The 19,636-nt window shown below is 60.8% G+C and carries 17 protein-coding genes; 12 read left to right on the top strand and 5 right to left on the bottom strand.

Annotation, left to right across the window (positions count from 1 at the left end; all coding sequences use genetic code 11):
- The first annotated feature begins 21 nt into the window (after positions 1–21).
- Complete coding sequence (locus tag ACO6TG_RS08940; protein WP_422377851.1) at positions 22–261, top strand: hypothetical protein; 240 nt, start codon at positions 22–24, stop codon at positions 259–261.
- A complete protein-coding gene (locus tag ACO6TG_RS08935; protein ID WP_422377850.1) occupies positions 258–1,232 on the top strand; it encodes a D-2-hydroxyacid dehydrogenase family protein in 975 nt (324 codons plus the stop codon). Before ACO6TG_RS08940 ends, ACO6TG_RS08935 begins: the two co-directional genes overlap by 4 nt.
- Before the next feature lie 11 nt (positions 1,233–1,243).
- On the opposite strand, the gene ACO6TG_RS08930 is transcribed toward ACO6TG_RS08935, so the two are convergent.
- From ACO6TG_RS08930 to ACO6TG_RS08915, 4 genes are all read right to left on the bottom strand, one after another.
- A complete protein-coding gene (locus tag ACO6TG_RS08930; protein ID WP_422377849.1) occupies positions 1,244–2,653 on the bottom strand; it encodes an MmgE/PrpD family protein in 1,410 nt (469 codons plus the stop codon).
- A 37-nt stretch (positions 2,654–2,690) separates the two neighbouring features.
- Entirely contained in the window at positions 2,691–4,061 is a 1,371-nt protein-coding gene (locus ACO6TG_RS08925; RefSeq protein ID WP_422377848.1) for an MmgE/PrpD family protein, read from the bottom strand.
- 12 nt (positions 4,062–4,073) lie between these two features.
- Complete coding sequence (locus ACO6TG_RS08920; protein WP_422377847.1) at positions 4,074–6,041, bottom strand: tripartite tricarboxylate transporter permease; 1,968 nt, start codon at positions 6,039–6,041, stop codon at positions 4,074–4,076.
- Positions 6,042–6,167: 126 nt separating this feature from the next.
- Positions 6,168–7,262, bottom strand: a complete 1,095-nt coding sequence (locus tag ACO6TG_RS08915) for a Bug family tripartite tricarboxylate transporter substrate binding protein (RefSeq protein WP_422377846.1) — start codon at positions 7,260–7,262, stop codon at positions 6,168–6,170.
- 150 nt (positions 7,263–7,412) lie between these two features.
- Between ACO6TG_RS08915 and ACO6TG_RS08910 the strand changes: the two genes are divergently transcribed.
- The 6 genes from ACO6TG_RS08910 to ACO6TG_RS08885 all read left to right on the top strand — a co-directional run bounded on the left by ACO6TG_RS08910 (position 7,413) and on the right by ACO6TG_RS08885 (position 14,101).
- Positions 7,413–8,342: a LysR family transcriptional regulator gene (locus tag ACO6TG_RS08910; RefSeq protein WP_422377845.1), complete on the top strand. Its 930-nt coding sequence runs from the start codon at positions 7,413–7,415 to the stop codon at positions 8,340–8,342.
- 6 nt (positions 8,343–8,348) lie between these two features.
- On the top strand, positions 8,349–9,122 hold the full coding sequence (locus tag ACO6TG_RS08905) for a sulfite exporter TauE/SafE family protein (protein WP_422378858.1): 774 nt from the start codon (positions 8,349–8,351) through the stop codon (positions 9,120–9,122).
- Between the two features lie 112 nt (positions 9,123–9,234).
- Entirely contained in the window at positions 9,235–10,236 is a 1,002-nt protein-coding gene (locus ACO6TG_RS08900) for a Gfo/Idh/MocA family protein (protein WP_422377844.1), read from the top strand.
- A gap of 3 nt (positions 10,237–10,239) precedes the next feature.
- Entirely contained in the window at positions 10,240–11,814 is a 1,575-nt protein-coding gene (locus ACO6TG_RS08895; RefSeq protein ID WP_422377843.1) for an acyl CoA:acetate/3-ketoacid CoA transferase, read from the top strand.
- Positions 11,811–12,584 carry an enoyl-CoA hydratase/isomerase family protein gene (locus ACO6TG_RS08890; RefSeq protein WP_422377842.1) on the top strand — a complete coding sequence of 258 codons (774 nt, stop codon included), beginning with the start codon at positions 11,811–11,813 and terminating at the stop codon, positions 12,582–12,584. The genes ACO6TG_RS08895 and ACO6TG_RS08890 overlap by 4 nt, the downstream gene beginning before the upstream one ends.
- Positions 12,581–14,101 carry an aldehyde dehydrogenase family protein gene (locus tag ACO6TG_RS08885; RefSeq protein WP_422377841.1) on the top strand — a complete coding sequence of 507 codons (1,521 nt, stop codon included), beginning with the start codon at positions 12,581–12,583 and terminating at the stop codon, positions 14,099–14,101. The genes ACO6TG_RS08890 and ACO6TG_RS08885 overlap by 4 nt, the downstream gene beginning before the upstream one ends.
- 8 nt (positions 14,102–14,109) lie before the next feature.
- Here ACO6TG_RS08885 and ACO6TG_RS08880 read toward each other — a convergent pair whose 3' ends face one another.
- Positions 14,110–15,159 carry a substrate-binding domain-containing protein gene (locus tag ACO6TG_RS08880; RefSeq protein WP_422377840.1) on the bottom strand — a complete coding sequence of 350 codons (1,050 nt, stop codon included), beginning with the start codon at positions 15,157–15,159 and terminating at the stop codon, positions 14,110–14,112.
- Positions 15,160–15,433: 274 nt separating this feature from the next.
- Here ACO6TG_RS08880 and ACO6TG_RS08875 point away from each other — a divergent pair, with 274 nt between their 5' ends.
- Genes ACO6TG_RS08875 through ACO6TG_RS08860 form a run of 4 tightly spaced genes read left to right on the top strand, consistent with a single transcriptional unit; the run spans position 15,434 to position 19,633 of the window.
- Positions 15,434–16,678, top strand: coding sequence for an ABC transporter substrate-binding protein (locus ACO6TG_RS08875; RefSeq protein WP_094072073.1), 1,245 nt, complete (start codon positions 15,434–15,436; stop codon positions 16,676–16,678).
- 60 nt (positions 16,679–16,738) lie between these two features.
- Positions 16,739–17,644 (top strand): carbohydrate ABC transporter permease, encoded by a 906-nt coding sequence (locus tag ACO6TG_RS08870; RefSeq protein WP_198338422.1) that lies wholly within the window; start codon positions 16,739–16,741, stop codon positions 17,642–17,644.
- On the top strand, positions 17,644–18,519 hold the full coding sequence (locus tag ACO6TG_RS08865; protein ID WP_422377839.1) for a carbohydrate ABC transporter permease: 876 nt from the start codon (positions 17,644–17,646) through the stop codon (positions 18,517–18,519). The genes ACO6TG_RS08870 and ACO6TG_RS08865 overlap by 1 nt, the downstream gene beginning before the upstream one ends.
- Positions 18,520–18,523: 4 nt before the next feature.
- Positions 18,524–19,633 carry an ABC transporter ATP-binding protein gene (locus ACO6TG_RS08860; RefSeq protein WP_094072071.1) on the top strand — a complete coding sequence of 370 codons (1,110 nt, stop codon included), beginning with the start codon at positions 18,524–18,526 and terminating at the stop codon, positions 19,631–19,633.
- The last annotated feature ends 3 nt before the right edge of the window (positions 19,634–19,636 follow it).

Genomic DNA, 19,636 nt, shown 5'->3' with positions numbered 1-19,636 from the left:
AAGGAAAACGAGGAGAACGGAATGGGGACGGAATATGATGCACATATTGAAGCAGCCATTCTGGCTCTTCAGATCGCCCGCCAGCAGATCACGGACGAGATCCGTTCCTATCCGACACCCGTGGCCGGGTGCGACGTGGAGTATAATTCCCTTCTGTCGAAGCGGACGCAACTGACCCGCGCACTGGATGTTCTCAACCGGGAGATCTTCGTGCCGACCCCGCGCACATTGACAGAAGGAAGTGGTGTGGAAAGCCGATGAAAGTTCATATTCTCGACGACTGGTTCGACACGCTTCGCAGTCTGCCCTGCTTTGAAAAGCTTGCTGCGCATGATGTAACGGTCTGGACCGATCATGTGGCCGATCCGGCAGCCCTTGCCGTCCGGCTCCAGGAGGCCGAAGCGCTGGTGCTTTTCCGGGAACGGACGAAGATCACGGCGGATCTGCTTGAACGGGTTCCAAATCTGAAACTGATCTCGCAGCGCAGCGTCTATCCGCATATCGATGTGGAGGCCTGCAGCCGCAATGATGTGCTTCTGTGTTCAAACATGCATGCCGGCACACCGTCTTATGCGGCGGCTGAAATGACGCTCGCGCTGATGCTGGCCAGTTATCGCCAGATCCCCGAGCAGGTTGCCTCGATCCGCCGTGGAGAGTGGCAGATGGGTGTCGGCCGCACGATGCGCGGACGCACGCTCGGGCTCTATGGCTATGGCCGCATCGCCAAGGCGGTGGCAACCTATGCCGCGGCCATTGGCATGAAGATCCAGTGGTGGGCTTCGGATAGCGGCCGGGAGCGGGCGAAAGCTGACGGGGCGAATGTTGCGTCGAGCCGGGACGCGTTCTTTGCCACGTCGGATATCGTCAGCCTGCATGTGCGGCTGAAACCGGACACGCGCGGCATTATCACGGCGGAGGATCTTGCCGCCATGCAGGCGCGCGCCCTTTTGGTCAACACGTCGAGATCGGGATTGATTGCGCCGGGCGTTCTGGAAACGGAAATCGCGAAGGGCCGGATCTTTGCAGCCGTTGATGTCTTCGATACCGAGCCCTTGACCGACACCGCCAATCCGCTTCTGACCCATCCCAACGTCCTGCCGACGCCCCATGTCGGTTATGTCACCGAAGACGAGTTCGACCTTCAGTTTTCGGACATTTTCGACCAGGTGAATGCCTATGCGGACGGCGCGCCGATCCACATGATCAATCCCGAGGTCTGGCAGGCAGGTTAAGACCGGCTTTTTCAACCTGTCACCGTGTCCAGCAACACTGAAGCGTCGGACAGGTTCTGCAGATTTCTGACGGAATTCAGAAAACTGGACTGATCCTCTTCACTGACGAGCGCTGCCGCACAGTCATGAAATTTGGCGCTCAGCTCGTCCCAGGAAAGCGGATTTCGGGGACCGCCCCGATAGTGTTCTTCTGATTTTTGCGCAAATGTGCGGCCGTCCCTGGTTCGAACCTCGACCTCGAAAACAACCTTGTCCTTGCCAAGTGCAGCAATGTCCGGATCGATTTCTGCAGTCACCCGGCGTTGCAGCACCTGACAAGCTTCGGACTGAACAAAGTCATCGGCGAACTCCTCCAGGCCAGCTTTTCGCCGGAGAGCGATGGCCGCCATCTGGAACGGCACACAGAATTTTGCTTCAAGCGCCGTTGTTGCGTGCAGAATACGCAAGGGGCCGGGTGCAATGACGTTCGGCCCGGTTTTAACCAGAATGCTGTCGATTTCGTCGCCTTGAATATCCTGTTCGGTAACGAGTTTTCTCAGGGCATCCATGCCCGGATGCCCGACGACGCCTGACGGGTAGGGTTTGATACAGGTCCCAGGCGACAGGATTGAGAGCGGGGCGCCAAGCCTTCCAGTTAGGCGTTCGGCAGCAAATCCACCGCCAAAGGCTTCGAAAAACCCACGGCCACCTTCCAGGGAGTGGCCTGGTCCGTCGAAACCCAGCTCGGCAAGCCGTGCCGCCGTCACCCCGGTTTCCGACGCGCGGCCCATGTTGAGCGGTTTGGACATCGTGCCGTGATTGACCCCGAGTCCCGCCGCCATAGTTGCGGCAATAGCTAGCGCGTGAATGGTCTGCTGTTCTGTCAGCCTGAGCAACTTGGTGGCTGCAACAGTTGATCCAAAAACGCCGATCGTGCCGCTTGAATGGAAGCCGCGCCCGCCGGCGAAATGGTCCGGATGAATGGCCTCTGCAATTTTCACCTGAACCTCAAACCCGAGCACAAAAGCTGTCAGGACGTCCTTGCCGCTTCGGCCGAGCAGATCAGCTAGGGCATAGCTGGCGCACAGGGGTTGCATGGTTGGATGGATCAGGACGGACCGGTCCTTTTCAAGGGAAAGTGCAGTGTCGTCCCAATCCAGAGCATGTCCGGCGACCCCGTTTGCGAGGGCCGCGAGGTGGGCCGGCGCGCGCATTGATCCTTTGCCAATGGTTCGGGCGTCCGTGGCTCCGATGACCTGCTGCACGTAGGTGCGGATGATTTCAGCGCAGGGCTCGCTCGATCCCGCCAGCATCACGGCAGTGCCGTCGACAAAGCAGCGCTTGGCAATTTCGATGGCGTCCGGTGGGAGATCCTCATAGCCGGTTGTTGTCACGAAACGGGCAATCTGCCGTGTGACGCCGGTTGTGTTCTGAACGTTCATGGGAAGCTCCCGTGGGATGGTCTATGGGGGGCATTCATCACGCGAATTCCTTGAGACGACAGGCTGCGACCAGGTCGCTGATCTCAAAGTCCTGCTCAAGGCAGAGTGAGATCAGCCGACTGCCTTGATCGGGAAGCAATGGCGCAAGAATGTCGGTTGCCTTTGCGGCAACTTCTGCAGGGGACATGGGATCGTCCGGCGTGCCGCGAACGACCTTGGTGTGGTGCCGTCGTTTTTCACCATTTTGCATTTCGACGGTGACGATGGCCTGTCGCTCTGGCCGGGCTTCGGTCAGTGCGTCGTTGGAAAGCAATTCGATTTTTTTGCGCAGCAATTGTATGGCGGTGTCCCGCATACGGGCGTCGTCGTGGGAACTGGCGAAGGTGACCCGCCCGTCCAGGAGTGCGATCGCGACAAGATGCTGGGCGCAGATCGCAGGCATGTGACGATCGTCTACGACATGGATGCGGTTCGACGGGAGCTGCACGACTATTTTTTGAATGCTGCGGGGATCTGCGGGTTTGCCCTGGAAAAGGGCTTCGATGGCGTCGAGAACAGACTGGATCGGAGATCCGACCGACCACTTCTTGATGGTGGCCTGCAGGATTTCGAACCTTTCTCCCAGGCCCTCCGAGAGAAGGCTTGCATCAGCCTGTTCCGCGTAGGCCTCAAGATACCCATTGAGACCGGTCAGCGCCCGGTCCGGCACAGTCATGCCGGCTTTTGCGAGAAGCGCGGCGAAGACACCGTTGCGGGCTGCTTTGGCACCGAAGTCGAAAGACTTTTCGACATGGTCCGGATCGCGGTTCCAGTAAGAGAGACCCGAGGCTTGCTGAACCGTCAGCGACAGAAGCGCTTCTGCTTCCTTTCCGTTGAGGCCGAGAAGGCTCCCTGCAGCCGCTGACGCCCCAAACAGCGCCCCGAAGGAGTGTGTTGAAAAGACGGTGGTTTTCGGGCTCCTGAAGCCGAGCGCCATGGTGGAGCGCGCGCCGATGTCATAACCGAGTGCAATGGCCTTCAGGAGTGCAGCGCCGGATGTTTGGGCATGCTCAGCTGCGGCAAGCGCGGCCGGAAGGACTGCACACCCGGGGTGAAAACGTCCCTTGATGTGGCTGTCGTCGGTCTCGTCCGCATGGGCTGCCATCGCATTGGCAAAGGCCGCCAGCTCCGGTCCGGCAGATTTCCCTGAGCCAAGCAGGGAGGCGTTTCCCGATTGACCGGACGCTTCAGCGTAGCGGTAGCCAAAGGAGCCGGCAGGCAGGTAGCGTCCGGAGAGGATGGCCGCGAGCGTATCCAGGAGATGGCAGCGCGCGCGGATCAGGACCTCTTCAGGAACCTCTGCGTCTGCTGCGTCCGCGATATAGGCGGCCAGCTGTTTTTCAATGGGGCCGTTGTCGATGGCAAGCATGATTGTGTCCTCTTACTGCAACGGCCAGGGCAGGGTGATCCACGTCTGCAGCAGCCCGGTCGGGTAGCGGAGCGTCAGCTGGTCGGACAGGATGCCGAGGAAGATCACGAAGCCGAGGGCGCCGCCGAGCGCTTTCCACCAGGCAATCTCCGCACGCTTCCACAGGAACAGGAAGATGAAGGTGGCGATGCCAAGCACGAACCCGACAAGGGCTGCGAAGACGAGCATGGCGGCGAGCAGCCCAATGAAGAATTCGGCAGAGGGTCTGTCCTTGTCGGCGCCACGTTCGGCATCGAAGAAGAGCGTCGACGGTGCACGTTTCAGCAGCATGGAGACCGCGAGGGGAGCAATGAAAACCAGCGCACTGACGGAGGCGACCATCGGGAACAGCCCGGTGAGCTGGTTGAAGCCCATGCCGTCCTGGAGAATGAAGATGGCGGCACCGGTGAGGAAAGCCAGGAACAGCCATTGCGGACCGGTTTTCTTGTTGGTGAAAGGACCGTCCTGGGTCAGCGGTCCTGAAGGTGCCTGTTTGAAGAAGACGGCGGCGACGACCGACAGGATGGTCAGAACCAGCAGGACAATGACGATGGGGCGTTCCAGGAAGGAAATGCCGTAGAGTGCAACCGTCTGGTAGACCGAGGTTTCGACGCGCACGGACAGCACGAAGCCGATCAGAAGGGCAGGGCGGGACCAGCCGAAGCGTTTCATGTAGACGGCGAGCACGCTCAGCAGAAACAGCGCAACGAGATCCCCCCAGCTCCGTGTTGCCTGGAAGGCGGCAAAGAAGATGATGCCGAACATGAAGGGCGCCAGCAGGGCATAGCGGATGGTGGTCAGCCGAGCGATCTGCGGCGACAGCAGGAAACAGATGCCGGCTCCGACGATGTTTGCGGCCGCGATCGACCAGATGATCAGGTAGACCAGGTCCATCTGGTCGGTGATGAGTTCGGTGCCGGGTTCGACACCGATCAGCACAAGGCCACCGAGCAGGATGGCCATGCTGCCCGACCCGGGAATGCCGAGCAGGATCGTCGGCATCAGGGCGCCGCCTTCCTTGGCATTGTTGGCCGATTCCGGTGCGATCACACCACGTACATCGCCCTTGCCGTAATTCTCGCGGTTCTTGGTTGTCTGCAAGGCATGACCATAGGCGATCCAGTCAACGACGCTGCCACCGAGACCGGGGAGCGCACCGATGATGCAGCCGATCACCGCGCAGCGCAGCGACAGCCACCAGTTGCTGAGCCAGTCGCGGAACCCTTGAAGCCAGCCCGTGCCGAGTTTGCCGCTTTCGGAAATCGTCGACTGGCGCCGCAGGAGATCGATGATCTCCGGGGTCGCGAACATCGCAAGACCGACAACGACAAGCGGCAGCGGGTCGAGCAGATAGTCGGTGCCGAGCGTGGCGCGCTGGACGCCTGACAGGGGCGCTGCGCCAAGTGCGCCCAGCATCAGGCCGATTGAACAGGCGGCAAGCCCTTTCCAGATGTTCGAGCCGGTCAGGATGCCAACCATGGACAAGGCCAGAACGACCAGCATGAATTGCTCGCCGAAGCCGATTTTCAATATGATCGGTTTGGCAAAGAAGACAGCGAAGGAGAGTACAAAGGCGCCGAAGATGCCGCCGAACATGGATGAGACGAATGCAGCGGAAAGGGCGCGTGTGCCTTCGCCGCGCTTGGACATCGGAAAGCCGTCGAGCACGGTGGCTTGTGATCCCGACGTCCCTGGAATGCCCATCAGGACAGAGGGAAACGTGTCTGAGGTTGTTGTCACCGCGGTTAGGCCAATCATCATCGCGAGTGCAGTGTTGGGCTCCATTCCGAAGACAAAGGGCAGCAGCAGTGCGAGACCCGCTGTGCCGCCAAGGCCCGGTAGAACGCCAACGACAAGACCGATAACTACGCCGGCGATCAACGCCAGAAAAGTTTCAGGCGATGTCAGTTGGGCAAGGGCTGAGACGGCGGCATCTAACATGGGAGCACCAGACGTTGATCCGTGACTGCGGACGAGGTTTTCTTTGTTTTCTGGAATGGCATCGGGTGAACCAGGACCACAAGGAGCGCCGGCGCCAAGGCAGCGCCGGCACAGTTTTCTGCGCTATCAGTCGAGCGAAGCGTCGTAGTTGGCCTGCAGGAACTCGTTCGCCCAGTCCCGAACGGCCGGGTCCATAGCTGTACCCAGCTCGATTGCCCGCTGTGTAGCCTCACCGAAATTGACCGGCATGGATCCGATTTCACGCGGCAGCTTTTCTGCCACGGCCGGGTCAGCCACAACGGCTTTCAGGGCGTCGATATAGATCTGCTGCACATTGTCCGGCGTGCCCTTCGGCAGCATGACCGCCTTGGATATCATCACCTTCGCGTTCATCAGGTTCTGCTGCAGCGTATAGCCAAGGCCGCTCGGGGCGTCGCCCTTGGCCGCTTCATAGAATTCCGGGAAAGTTGGAACGTCCGGCAGATCCGGGTCACGGAGCAGCTTGCCGCTTTCATCGATTACGCCATAGGTCCAGACCGGCACGACTTTGGGATCGTCACCAAAATCCTTGAGATAGGACCGGGTGTTGTCGGTGTTCATGTTCATTTCGCCGCGCTGGAAGGCGGCTTCTGCATCCTTGGAGCTCAGGCCGAAGATCACGCGGGCGTCGATGCCGAGCAGGTTCATGGCGACGAGATCGAGCATTTCGGCAGAAATCGGCGTTTCCAGGCCGAAGCGTATGCTGGCCTTTTCCATGCCTTCGTAGTCGGTCCTGGCGTCAGATCCGTTGCCCTTCGCACCGATCTGGTCGGCAATGCCGAACATGGTGGCGCCGCGCGCAAACCCGGCGACAGCCTCCCATTCATTCGGATCATATTTGGCAACGGATGCCCCCAGCAGAACCGGCAGGAAGGTTGAGGTGGAGGCCATGATCAGCGTGGTGCCGTCGGCCGGTGCATTGGCTTGGAAATCGTTGGCGGCTGTGACGGAGCCGCCGCCCGGCTTGTTCAGAACGATCACGTCCGGGTTGCCCGGCAGATGTTCGCTGAGTTTCGATTGCAGCAGTCGTGTCAGGCGGTCGGTGCCGCCGCCTTCCTTGAAGCCCACGATCCAGGTGACCGTCTTGCCTTCCAGGCTGAAATCATCGGCCAGAGCGACTGCCGGGGTCAGCATCGTGGCGGCCATCATGCCCAGAACCACGCGTTTGGTGAACGTCTTCATGTTGCTTTTCCTCCTAAAGCGACCGCCGGGTTCCAATCCTCTTCTGCCCTGGCGGAATTTCCTCCATGGCTAAGGCTGACACCAATCGATAACTGAGGCAAACTCAAAGAAGTCATTGATTAATGAGTTTCATGCAAATATCGTTTTGGCATGCGAACAAAGCTTGACGACATCCAGGCCTTTATCGCCGTGGCCGAGTTCGGCAGCTTTGCGCGGGCGGCCGAAGAGCTCAACATCACGCAGTCGGCGCTGTCACGCCGGATCAAGAAGCTGGAAGAGGATCTGGGCGCACGCCTGCTCGACAGAACCACCCGCCGTGTCTCGGTGTCGCTGGTCGGGGAAGAATTTCTTCCCGAGGCAATCCGGATTGTCGACGAGTTCAAGCAGTCGCTGACCGACATCCGGGATCTGGTTCAGATCCGCACCGGCACGGTTGCCATGTCGAGCAACATGACCGTGGCCGACACACTGCTGCCGAAGATCATTGCCGAGTTCAAGGCGGAGAACCCGCGAGTGCGTGTGCGCCTGACGGAAAGCTCCAGCCCGGCCGCTCTTGAACGGGTTTTGCAACGCAAGTCCGAGCTGGCCCTGGCGCAATTCGGGGAAGGGCATCCGGAGCTTGCCTTTGAGCCGCTCTTTGAGGACAGGTTCGTCCTGATCTGTCACCGCGACCATCCGCTGGCACGGCAATCGGATCTGACCTGGGAGGATCTAGGCCCCCATAACTTCATCCGGATGCGGGCGGGCAGCGGTACCACCAATCTCCTGGAGCGCTCGCTCGGTGACAATATCCGCTACCTCTCGGGAGACATCGAAGTCGGGCATTTCAACGCGTTGCTCGCCTTTGTCGGCCAGAATCTGGGGGTCTCTGCCGTGCCGACGCTGGTGCGCCTCAAGCGCACCGACCTGAACCTCGTCGCCAAACCGATCGGCAACCCGGATGTCAGCCGCAGTCTTGGTATCGTCACCTATCGGGGGCGCAGCCTGTCGCCGGCCGGGGAAGCGCTGCGCAAGACCTGTCGACAGGTCCTGAAACGGTCGGCGGCGACAACGTTGAAGGACCTGGCGCGTGAGATCTGAGCCGTGATGGAAATGGCGGCCGGTCTGGCGGCGCTGGTGGATCCGGCGGATCTGGCGTTGATCGTGGGAGCCGCCTTTGCCTCCGCCTTTGTGAGCGGTGTCGCCGGATTTGGCGGGTCCTTTCTCTTGGCAATCGTGCTGACGCCAATCGTCGGGCCGAAAGCGGTGGTGCCGCTGATCGCGGTCTACGCACTGTGTGCCAATATTGGCAGGCTCTACTTCTATCGCAGAGCAATCCGCTGGCGGCTGGTCGCGCAGTTTATTCTCGCCTCCCTGCCTGGCCTGGCGGTCGGGGCGGCCTTCCTGAAATGGGTTCCGGAAACTGTTCTTCTGGCCATTTTCGGCCTGGTCCTGCTTGCCGCGATCCCCTTGCGGCGGCTGCTGAAGCGTCTGGATTTCAAGCCGACCTGGCAGACCATCGCCGTCATCGGCTTCGTCTTCGGGGCCATCAGCGGCACCGCCGTCGGATCGGGCATGTTCGTGATTGCCGCGCTCAATACATTCGGTCTGCATGGTGTCTATCTGATGGGCACGGATGCGGCGATCGGGATCATCAACGCGCTGTCACGGGTAGTGACATTCTGGTTCCTGGGCCTGCTCGATCTGCCGATGATCGTGGCGGGGCTCTTGATGGGGCTCGTGACATTGCCAGCGTCCTGGCTGGCCAGTCTGCTGGTTGCGCGTCTTGGGCCATCGCGCCACAGCCTGGTTATTGAAGTGGTTATCCTGTTGGCTGGTCTCGGTTTTGTCGCCTCGGCGCTTTCAAGGCTATTTTTCTAGAAAAACGTCACGTCGTTTTTTGACCCGATCCATCTTGACATTTTGGAACGTTCCAATAAATATGCCTGAAAATTGGAACGTTCCAAAAAAATTGATCTCTCGGGAGGATTGAATGCGTTGGGGACTGATTGGCGCGAGCCGGATTGCATCCAGCTATGTGATCGACGCAATCCGCGTGCAGCCGGGTCTGGAGATCCAGTCCGTCCTGAGTTCGGATGCGGCCCGCGGCGAAGCCTTTGCGCGGGATAACAACATTCCCGACAGCTACACGGATCTGGACGCATTGCTCGCCGATGACAGCATCGGCGCGGTCTATATCTCCACGACCAACGAAAAACACCATCCTCAGGCCCTGGCGGCGATTGCCGCCGGCAAGCATGTGCTCTGCGAAAAACCTCTGGGCATGACGCTGGCCGAGGCGGTCGAGATGGTGCGGGCCGCGGAGGACAAAGGCGTCGTTTTCGCGACCAATCACCACCTGCGCAATGCCGGATCGCATCTCGCCATTCGCGAGCTGATCGGCTCCGGCCGCATCGGCAAGGTGATGAGCGCGCGGGTCTTTCACGCGGTCAATTTGCCCGAACACCTGCGTGGCTGGCGCATCAACGACGCGTCGGCAGGCGGCGGCGTCATTCCGGATATCACCGTTCACGATGCCGACACGATCCGTTTTCACCTCGCCGAAGACCCGATTGACGTGGTCGCCAAGGCCGGGACGTCCGGCATGGGCGAAGGTGTCGAGGACAGTGTGATGTCGGTCTGGTCGATGCCGTCCGGTGCGATGGTGCAGACCCATGAAAGCTTCACGCACGGCTTTGCGGGGACCGGGATCGAATTTCATGGAACCGATGGCTCGATCTTCGCGCGCAACGTCATGACGCAGGAGCCGGTCGGGACGGTCAAGCTGGTGGATACCAATGGCGAGACCGACGTCGCTTACGACAGCCACAATCTCTATCACCGCGCACTTGGTCTTTTTGCGGGCGCCGTCGCCGGCAGCGGCCGTCCGTCTGCCGACGGAGCGGACGGCGTAAAGTCGCTGGCCGTTGCGCTTGCCGTGCGCGAAGCCGCCCGCTCAGGCAAGGCCGTCGACGTCGACTACGGAGGGTTTTGAGCCATGGCGTCCAAAATCGTTTCCATGGACGACGCTGCCGTCCGCATTCAGGACGGCGCGACGGTTACCGTTTCCTCTTCCTCCGGCCTCGGGTGCCCCGACCGGATCCTTCAGGCCATCGGCGAGAGGTTCGACAGGGAAGGGCATCCGAGGAACCTTACCACGCTGCACCCGATTGCGGCCGGCGACATGTACGGCATCAAGGGCATCGACCACATTGCCAAGGACGGCCTCTTGTCGACGATCATCGCCGGGTCTTATCCGTCCGGTCCGTCTTCCCTGCCGATGCCGGGTATCTGGCAGATGCTCGTAGAGAACCGGGTTGCCGCCTATAACGTTCCCTCCGGCATTCTTTTCGACATGCACCGGGATGTGGCAGCGCGCCGTCCAGGTGTCATGACAAAGGTCGGTCTCGACACGTTTGTCGATCCGATCCGCCAGGGCTGCGCGATGAACGACGTTGCCGCCGGGCGGCCCATCGTCAACCGGCTTGAGCTTGGCGGCGAGACCTGGCTGCACTTTCCGAACATCGTTCCGGATGTTGCCATCATCCGGGCGACGACCGCCGATGAGAACGGCAACCTGACCTACGAGCATGAAGGTGCCTATCTGGGCGGGTTGGAGCAGGCGATCGCTGTGCGCAATCACGGCGGCCTTGTCATCGCACAGGTCAAGCGGGTGACGGCAGCAGGTTCGCTGCGGCCCCATGATGTGCGTGTGCCCTGCCACCTGGTGGATCTGATTGTCGTTGATCCGGACCAGCGCCAGACAACCGAGACCGACTACGATCCGGCGATCTCCGGCGAGATCATGCGGCCATGGTCCAGCTTCTCCCTGGCCGAGCACGGCGTGGAGAAGATTGTTGCACGTCGTGCAGCCATGGAGCTGAGTGCCGGTCAAACCGCCAATCTCGGCTTCGGCATTTCCGCGATGGTGCCGCGTGTGCTGTTGGAAGCCGGTCAGGAACAGGCCGTGACCTGGGCGATCGAGCAAGGCGCGACGGGCGGCATGCCGCTTACCGGATTTGCCTTCGGCTGTGCCTCCAATGCCGACGCCTATATGCCGTCACCGCAGCAATTCACCTATTTTCAGGGCGGCGGCTTTGATGTCTCCTTCCTGTCCTTCCTGGAGATCGATCTCGACGGCAACGTCAATGTTTCCAAGCTGGGCAAGAAACCCTATCTGACGGCCGGTTGCGGCGGATTCGTCGATATCACGGCCAATGCGCGCAAGATCGTCTTTTCGGGTCTCTTTGAAGCCGGTGCCGAGCTCGAGCTGACCGACGAGGCTCTGACGGTCAAGAAACCGGGCAAGTTCACCAAGATGGTCGACGAGGTCGAGCATGTGACCTTCTCCGGCCGCCGGGCGCGGGAACTCGGCCAGGACGTCCTTTATGTCACCGAGCGCTGTGTCATCCAGCTGACCGACTCCGGTTTGGTCGCCACCGAAATCATGCCGGGCATCGATCCCGCCCGCGACATCGTTGATGCCTCCAAAGGACGGGTCCATCTCGCCAACACGCTGACGGAAATGCCGAAGTCGCTGTTGACCAGCGGCAGGATGGAGCTGAGCCTTTGAGTGCGCTGCATCTTTATCGCCATGGCGAAATTGCCGAGCTGAAGCTGGACAACCCGGCCAAGCTCAATGCGTTCACGCTGGACATGCTGAGAGCGCTCGAGGCCCATTGCGACGAACTGGAGCGCGACGCGTCGATCTGCGCGGTGGTGATCACGGCAGCCGAAAGCAAGGCGTTCTGTGCGGGGGCTGATATTCTGGAATGGGCGGAACTCGGCCCGTTTGACTTTGCCCGTCACTGGGTGCGGGAAGGCCACCGCGTGTTCGACCGCCTGGCGCGTCTGTCCAAGCCGACCGTGGCGGCCATCGGCGCACATGCCTTTGGCGGTGGTCTTGAATTTGCGGCGACGGCCGATATCCGGGTCTTGGCGCCAGGCGCGACGCTTGCCCTGCCGGAAGCCTCGGTCGGCATCGTTCCGGGCTGGTCCGGCACGCAGCGCCTCATCCGCCTGATCGGTGAGCCGATGGTCAAGGAAATGGCCCTGTTCGGGCGCCGGATTTCGGCCGAGCGAGCGCAGGCCGCCGGCTTTCTCGCGGACATCGCCGACGACCCGAAAGCTACTGCCTTCGAGATGGCGGAGAAGCTGACCACCAAGTCCGGCCGCGCCGTCGAGGTCGCCAAATACATGATCCATGCGGCCGTCGACGAGGACCGCAGCGCCATGATCGAGGCGCTGGGCTCCGGCATGATCAGCCCGACAGATGATCGCAACGAAGGCGTTTCCGCCTTCAAGGACAAGCGCAAACCGAATTTCTCCGGAACCCAGTCATGAGTGAATTGAACGTCGTATCCATCAGCGAAGCCAAGCTCCCGGCCGAGCCTTTTGTCGCCCGTCACCTGATTGACGGCGACTGGTGCCAGAGTGCGGATGGGGCCGCCTTTGAACGTGTGTCTCCGTCCCATGGCAGCCTCGTCACGGTCGCTGCCAGGGGCGGCGCCGGCGATGTCGATGCCGCTGTCTCCGCCGCACGCCGCGCCTTCGACAAGGGGAACTGGTCGCAGACCAGCGGCAAGGACCGGGCGACGCTGCTTTTGAAGGTGGCCGATCTGATCGACCGCGACCGGGAACGCATCGCTCTTCTTGAAACGCTGGAATCCGGCAAGCCGATCAGCCAGGCGCTGGCCGAAATCGAAGGGGCTGCGGATATCTGGCGATACGCTGCCTCGCTGGCCCGCACCATGCATGGTGAGAGCCACAATTCGCTTGGCAGCGACTTTCTCGGCCTGGTGTTGAAAGAGCCGATCGGTGTTGTTTCGATCATCACGCCGTGGAACTTCCCGTTCCTGATCGTCTCCCAGAAACTGCCCTTCGCGCTTGCCGCTGGCTGCACGGCGGTCATCAAGCCCTCGGAGATGACGCCGGCAACCACGGTGATCCTCGGCGAATTGCTGCTGGAGGCCGGCCTGCCGGCAGGCGTTGCCAATATTGTTCTGGGTTATGGCGACCCGGTCGGGGCCGCGATGACCACCGACAAGCGGGTCGACATGGTGACGTTCACCGGCTCGACAGCCGTCGGCAAGGCCATCGTCAAGGCCGCCGGGGATACGCTGAAGAAAGTGTCGCTGGAACTTGGCGGCAAGAACCCGCAGGTCATCTTCCCGGATGCGGATCTCGAAAGCGCCGTCGATGCTGTCGCGTTCGGCGTCTATTTCAATGCTGGCGAATGCTGCAATTCCGGCTCCCGGATCATCGTGCACGAGGACATCGCCGAAGAGTTTCTGAAACGGACGGTTGACCTGTCCAGGAAGGTGCCCTTCGGCGATCCGCTGGACCCATCGACCAAAGTCGGCGCGATCATCACACCTGAACATCAAAACAAGATCGATACATATGTTCGGGACGCGAGCAAGACCGGAGCCAGTGTCCGGTTGGGCGGGGAGCCGTTGTCGGTTCCCGGCCTGACCGGACAGTTCTACCAGCCGACCGTGATCGCCAATGTCGAGAGCCACATGCCGATCGCCCGAGAAGAGGTCTTCGGGCCGGTCCTGTCGGTGTTGACCTTCAAGACGCTCGAGGAGGCCATCGCGCTGGTCAACGATGCCGATTATGGCCTGTCGGCAGGTGTCTGGAGCGAAAATGTCCATACCTGCCTGGAGTTCGCGCGCAAGGCGCAGGCGGGAACGGTCTGGACCAATACCTGGATGGACGGCTTTGCCGAGCTGCCTTTCGGCGGCGTGAAGGAAAGCGGGCAGGGCCGAGAGCTCGGCAAATACGGTCTCGACGAGTTCCTGGAAGCCAAGACCGTGACCATGCGGATTGGCCGGACGCGGCAGCCCTGGGTGTCGTAATGAGAACCCTAACCCGAAATCGAGAACGGACCCTCGGGCTGGAGAAGAACCTGCATCTTCTCCATCGGGGCACCGTCGATCCTGTCGAGAAGGACCTTTGCGATCGCCCGTCCGGTGGCGCGAAGATCCTCGTCGATGGTCTCGATTCTCGGGCGGAAATGATTGGAGATCGGCGAGGCGCGCTTGGCGACCACGTCGACCTCGTTGCCGGGCGTCAGGCCCATGTCGCCGAGATAGGCCAGCGTGATCAGCGCCATGACCTCGCCGACGCAGACATAGCCGTCGGGCGCGTTGGCCGACGCATGGAGGGCACGCAGCTTGGCGGCGATCTCGTCGGGTTCGGTATCGAGATCGATGTCATCGGGGACCGTGAGCTGGACACCGTGCGTGATCGCGGCCTGACGGGCGCCGAAGCGCAGGTGCTGGCCGAAGGTGTACCGCTCGTTGGGCATGACGATGCAGATGTGGCGCCGGCCCTTCTGGGCGAGCCGTTCGATGGCCATGCGCACGAAGGCCTCATTGTCGAAATCGACGAAGGGGTGCGGCGTGGTGAAATCCGTCCGGCCATGGGTGGCGAACGGAAAGTCGTGCTCCAGGAGATAGCGGACACGTTCGTCGAAACACTCGGTCCGGGTGAAGACGATGGCATCGGCCAGAGAGTGCCGGCGGATGTTGCGAATGACCTCCAGCCGATCGGAGGAGAGCCGGTCGGCGGTGATATTGATGGCATAGCCGGTGCCGGCAAGGCCTTCGCTCATGCCGCCGAGAAATTCGGAGGTGAAACTCAGGAATTCGTGGCGGGTGTTGAGCAGCAGGCTGATCACCTTGGTGCGGCCGGTGCGCAGGCGCTGGGCGGCGCGGTTGGGAACATAGCCCAATCTGTCGGCAACGGCGGCAATGCGTTTGCGGGTGGCTTCGGCAATTCTGGGATCGTCGGCAAGGGCGCGCGAGACCGTGGTGACCGCAACACCGGCTTCGGCTGCAACCGTGCGCAAGGTGGGACGCGATGCCGGTTCGGCGGCGATAGTGTCTTCGGAATCCAAGGTTTTTCGCGTCATGCCCGTTCACTTCAACAACAGCTTTTTAGCCCAGATTGCGATTCAAGTCTAATCCGGGAATTTAAAACGTTACAACTTGAAAACGTGCTGCGCTGCAAAATTGGAGCTGATCCCATAATCATATGTAAAAGAACAACAAAACTTTTTCCGAAACCCATGCTGAATTTCATTGACACTGATCCAGTTTGCAACGTTACAATAGACGTTGCGTTAAGATCGGGATGCCAGTGTCCGGCACCCGTGACATCTTGAAATGCGCTAAGGGAGGAAGACCATGCGTAAACTATCGATGATGACGGCTGCAGCTGCCCTGTTGGCGGCGAGCACCAGCGTACAGGCAGAAGACGTTGAGGTTCTGCACTGGTGGACGTCCGGCGGTGAAGCTGCCGCACTGAACGTTCTGAAGGATGACCTGCAGAGCCAGGGCATCGGCTGGCAGGATATGCCGGTTGCCGGTGGCGGCGGCACCCAGGCCATGACCGTGCTGCGCGCACGCGTCACCTCGGGCAACCCGCCCACCGCCGTGCAGATGCTTGGTTTCGACATTCTCGACTGGGCCGGTGAAGGCGCTCTCGCCGATCTGAACATCCAGGCTGGCCTGGAAGGCTGGGACGACGTCGTGCCGGCTGCCCTTCAGCAATTCGCAAAGCATGACGGCAAGTGGGTGTCCGCTCCGGTGAACGTGCACTCCACCAACTGGGTCTGGGCCAACAAGGCTGTACTCGACGAACTCGGCATTGCGGTTCCGACCACTTGGGACGAGTTCGTTGCAGCCCTGGAAAAAGTGAAAGCGTCCGGCAAGACTGCAATCGCCCATGGTGGTCAGGCTTGGCAGGACGCGACCGTGTTCGACGCTGTGGCCATGTCGACCGGTGGTCCGGAATTCTACAAGAAGGCCTTCATTGATCTCGATGAGGAAGCTCTTGGTTCCGATACCATGAAGGAAGCCTTTGACCGGATGGCCGTGATCCGCTCCTATGTGGATGACAACTTCTCCGGCCGCGACTGGAACCTGGCGACCGCCATGGTGATCAACGGCGACGCTGCCTTCCAGATGATGGGTGACTGGGCAAAGGGTGAATTCCTGAATGCCGACAAGGTTCCGGATCAGGACTTCCTGTGCTTCCGTTTCCCGGGCACGCAGGACCAGGTGACCTTCAACGCCGACCAGTTCGCGATGTTTGCGCAAGGCTCTGAAGTCGGCAAGGAGCAGGCTGCTCTGGCAACCGCAATCCTGTCGCCGAGCTTCCAGTCCGCGTTCAACGTGGTCAAGGGTTCGGTGCCGGCACGGACGGACGTTTCCGACGAAGCGTTCGATGCCTGCGGCAAGAAGGGCATGGCTGATCTGAAAAAGGCTGCCGACAGCGGCAACCTCTACGGCTCCATGGCACATGGTCACGCCAACCCGGCGGCCGTGAAGAACGCCATGTACGACGTCATCACCGCTCACTTCAACGGTGAGTATGACAGCGCGACCGCTGTCGACGAGCTGGTGACCGCCGTCCAGATCAACAAGTAAGAACCTCCCAACGAGAGCGGTGATCCGTCACCGCTCTCACCCTGGGGGTGGGGACTGACCATGTCTATTTCTGAAACGGCAAACCCTCGTGGTTCCGCTGTTGACAGACTGCGTGACGCATTGCCCAAACTGGTGCTGAGCCCGACCGTCGCGATCGTTGCGATCTTCGTCTACGGCTTCATCTTCTTCACGCTTTACCTGTCTTTCACCGACAGCCGCATTCTGCCCAGCTTCGGATGGGTCGGCTGGCAAAACTACGAGAACCTGTTCAAGATCAGGGCGTGGGATACCGCCGTTTCAAACCTGATCGTCTTCGGTGTCCTTTATATCGTGATCTGCTGCGTGCTCGGGCTGCTGCTCGCCATCCTGCTCGACCAGCGGATCCGCGCCGAGGGCTTCATCCGGACGATCTATCTCTATCCGATGGCGCTCAGCTTCATCGTGACCGGGGTTGCCTGGAAATGGTTCCTCGATCCGGGCATCGGCATTGAGGCGGTGGTCCAGGGCTGGGGCTGGACCAGTTTCGAATTCAACTGGATCAAGGATCGCGAAATGGCGATCTACACGATCGTGATCGCCGCGGTCTGGCAAACCTCCGGTTTCGTGATGGCCATGTTCCTGGCAGGCCTGCGCGGGATTGACAGCGAGATGATGAAGGCCGCCCAGATTGACGGCGCCTCGACCTTCGCGCTCTACCGCCGGATCGTCATTCCGCAGCTGCGACCCGCCTTCATGTCGGCCTTCGTGGTGCTCGCCCACATGGCGATCAAGTCCTATGACCTTGTGATCGCCCTGACCGGCGGTGGCCCGGGTACGGCCACCGAACTGCCCGCGACCTTCATGTATTCCTACACCTTCACCCGGAACCAGATGGGCATCGGTGCCTCTTCCGCCGTGATCATGCTGATGACGATCGCCGCGATCATCGTGCCCTATCTCTGGTCAGAGCTGAGGGAGAAAAAGTGATGGCGACCGCATCCTCCAACACCCGCTCCTTCAGCGCAGGCCGCGTCATTCTCTATACGCTCCTGGCCCTGTTCTGCATCTATTACCTGCTGCCGCTCTACGTCATGGTGGTGAACTCCCTGAAACCCCTTTCGGAGATCACGGCCGGGGGCATGATGGCACTGCCGCGGGACTGGACACTCGCACCCTGGCTGAGCGCCTGGTCGACGGCCCAGGTCGGCGTCGAGGCAACGGGTCTGCGCCCCTATTTCCTCAACTCGATCCTCATGGTGGTGCCTGCCGTGGCCCTGTCGACCCTGGTCGGTGCGCTGAACGGCTATGTCCTGACCAAGTGGGCCTTCCGCGGATCGACCGTCCTGTTCGGTCTCCTGCTGTTCGGCTGTTTCATTCCGTTCCAGATGGTTCTGATCCCGATGGCGCGCATGCTCGGCCTGATGGGGCTGGCCGGGTCGGTGCCGGGGCTGATCTTCGTTCACTTCGTCTACGGGATCGGCTTCTCGACGCTCTATTTCCGCAACTACTATGCAGCGTTCCCGACGGAACTGGTGCGGGCGGCTCAGATCGATGGTGCCGGTTTCTTCCGCATCTTCTATCGCATCCTGCTGCCGTCTTCCGGTCCGATTGCCGTGGTCTGCATCATCTGGCAGTTCACCAACATCTGGAACGACTTCCTGTTCGGTGCGTCCTTCTCGGACTTCAACAGTCAGCCGATGACCGTTGCGCTCAACAACCTGGTGCAGTCCTCCACCGGCGTGAAGGAATACAACGTCCATTTTGCCGGCGCGATCATGGCCGCGCTGCCCACCTTGCTCGTCTATATCGTGGCGGGCCGATACTTCGTCCGTGGCCTGATGGCCGGCTCAGTTAAAGGATAAGACCATGGGCTTTCTCGACATCAAACAGGCGACCAAGTCCTATGGGTCCCTTCAGGTCCTGCACGAGACCAACATCTCCATCGAAGAAGGCGAGTTCCTCGTTCTGGTCGGTCCGTCCGGCTGCGGCAAGTCCACGCTCTTGAACATGATCGCCGGTCTGGAGGACATCACCTCCGGCGAGATCGCGATCCGCGACCGCAGCATGAACGGGGTCAAGCCGGCCGACAGGAACATCGCGATGGTGTTCCAGTCCTACGCGCTCTACCCCAACATGACGGTCGCCGGGAACATCTCCTTCGGCATGGAAATGCACGGCATTGCCAAGCCGGAGCGCGAAAAGCGCATCGCGCAAGTGTCCGATCTTCTGCAGATCAGCCATCTGCTCGACCGCAAACCGGGCCAGCTGTCGGGCGGCCAGCGGCAACGTGTTGCCATGGGCCGCGCACTGGTGCGCGAGCCGGATGTCTTCCTGTTCGACGAACCGCTTTCCAACCTGGATGCCAAGCTGCGCGTCGACATGCGCACGGAAATCAAGAAGCTCCACCAGAAGCTCGGCACGACCATCGTCTACGTGACCCACGACCAGATCGAGGCGCTGACCCTGTCGACCCGCATTGCAGTGATGTTCGGCGGCTATGTGCAGCAGCTCGGCACGCCGAAGGAAATCTACGACAATCCGGCGAACATGTTCGTCGCCGGTTTCATGGGTTCGCCGTCCATGAACCTCTTCCCGGCGAAGGTCACAGCGGTCGACGGCAAGCCGGCCGCGGAAATCAACCTTGCCAATGGCAACAAGGCAGCAGTGCCCTTTGCCAATGACACGCTCGGGTCCAGCATTGGCCGGGACATCATTCTGGGCATTCGCCCGGAAGCGATCACCGACAAGGATGGCGCGGACCGCAATTCCAAGGCCGTCCATATGGTTGAGGCGCCGGTCGAAGTGACGGAGCCGGCAGGGTCCGACACGTTTGTCGTTACCCAGATCGGTGGCAAGGATGTCACCGGGCGGTTCCGTGCGGATGTCGCCGTGAGTGCGGGGGATGTCTTCCCGTTCGCGTTCAACATGGAAAAGGCCGTTGCCTTCGATCCGGAAACGGAAAACCGGGTCGCCTGACAT

It is taken from the genome of Roseibium sp., from assembly GCF_965233565.1.
GTDB lineage: Bacteria > Pseudomonadota > Alphaproteobacteria > Rhizobiales > Stappiaceae > Roseibium.
The sequence above is the reverse complement of the archived record's forward strand: the minus strand, read 5'-3'. Positions and strand labels throughout refer to the sequence as shown.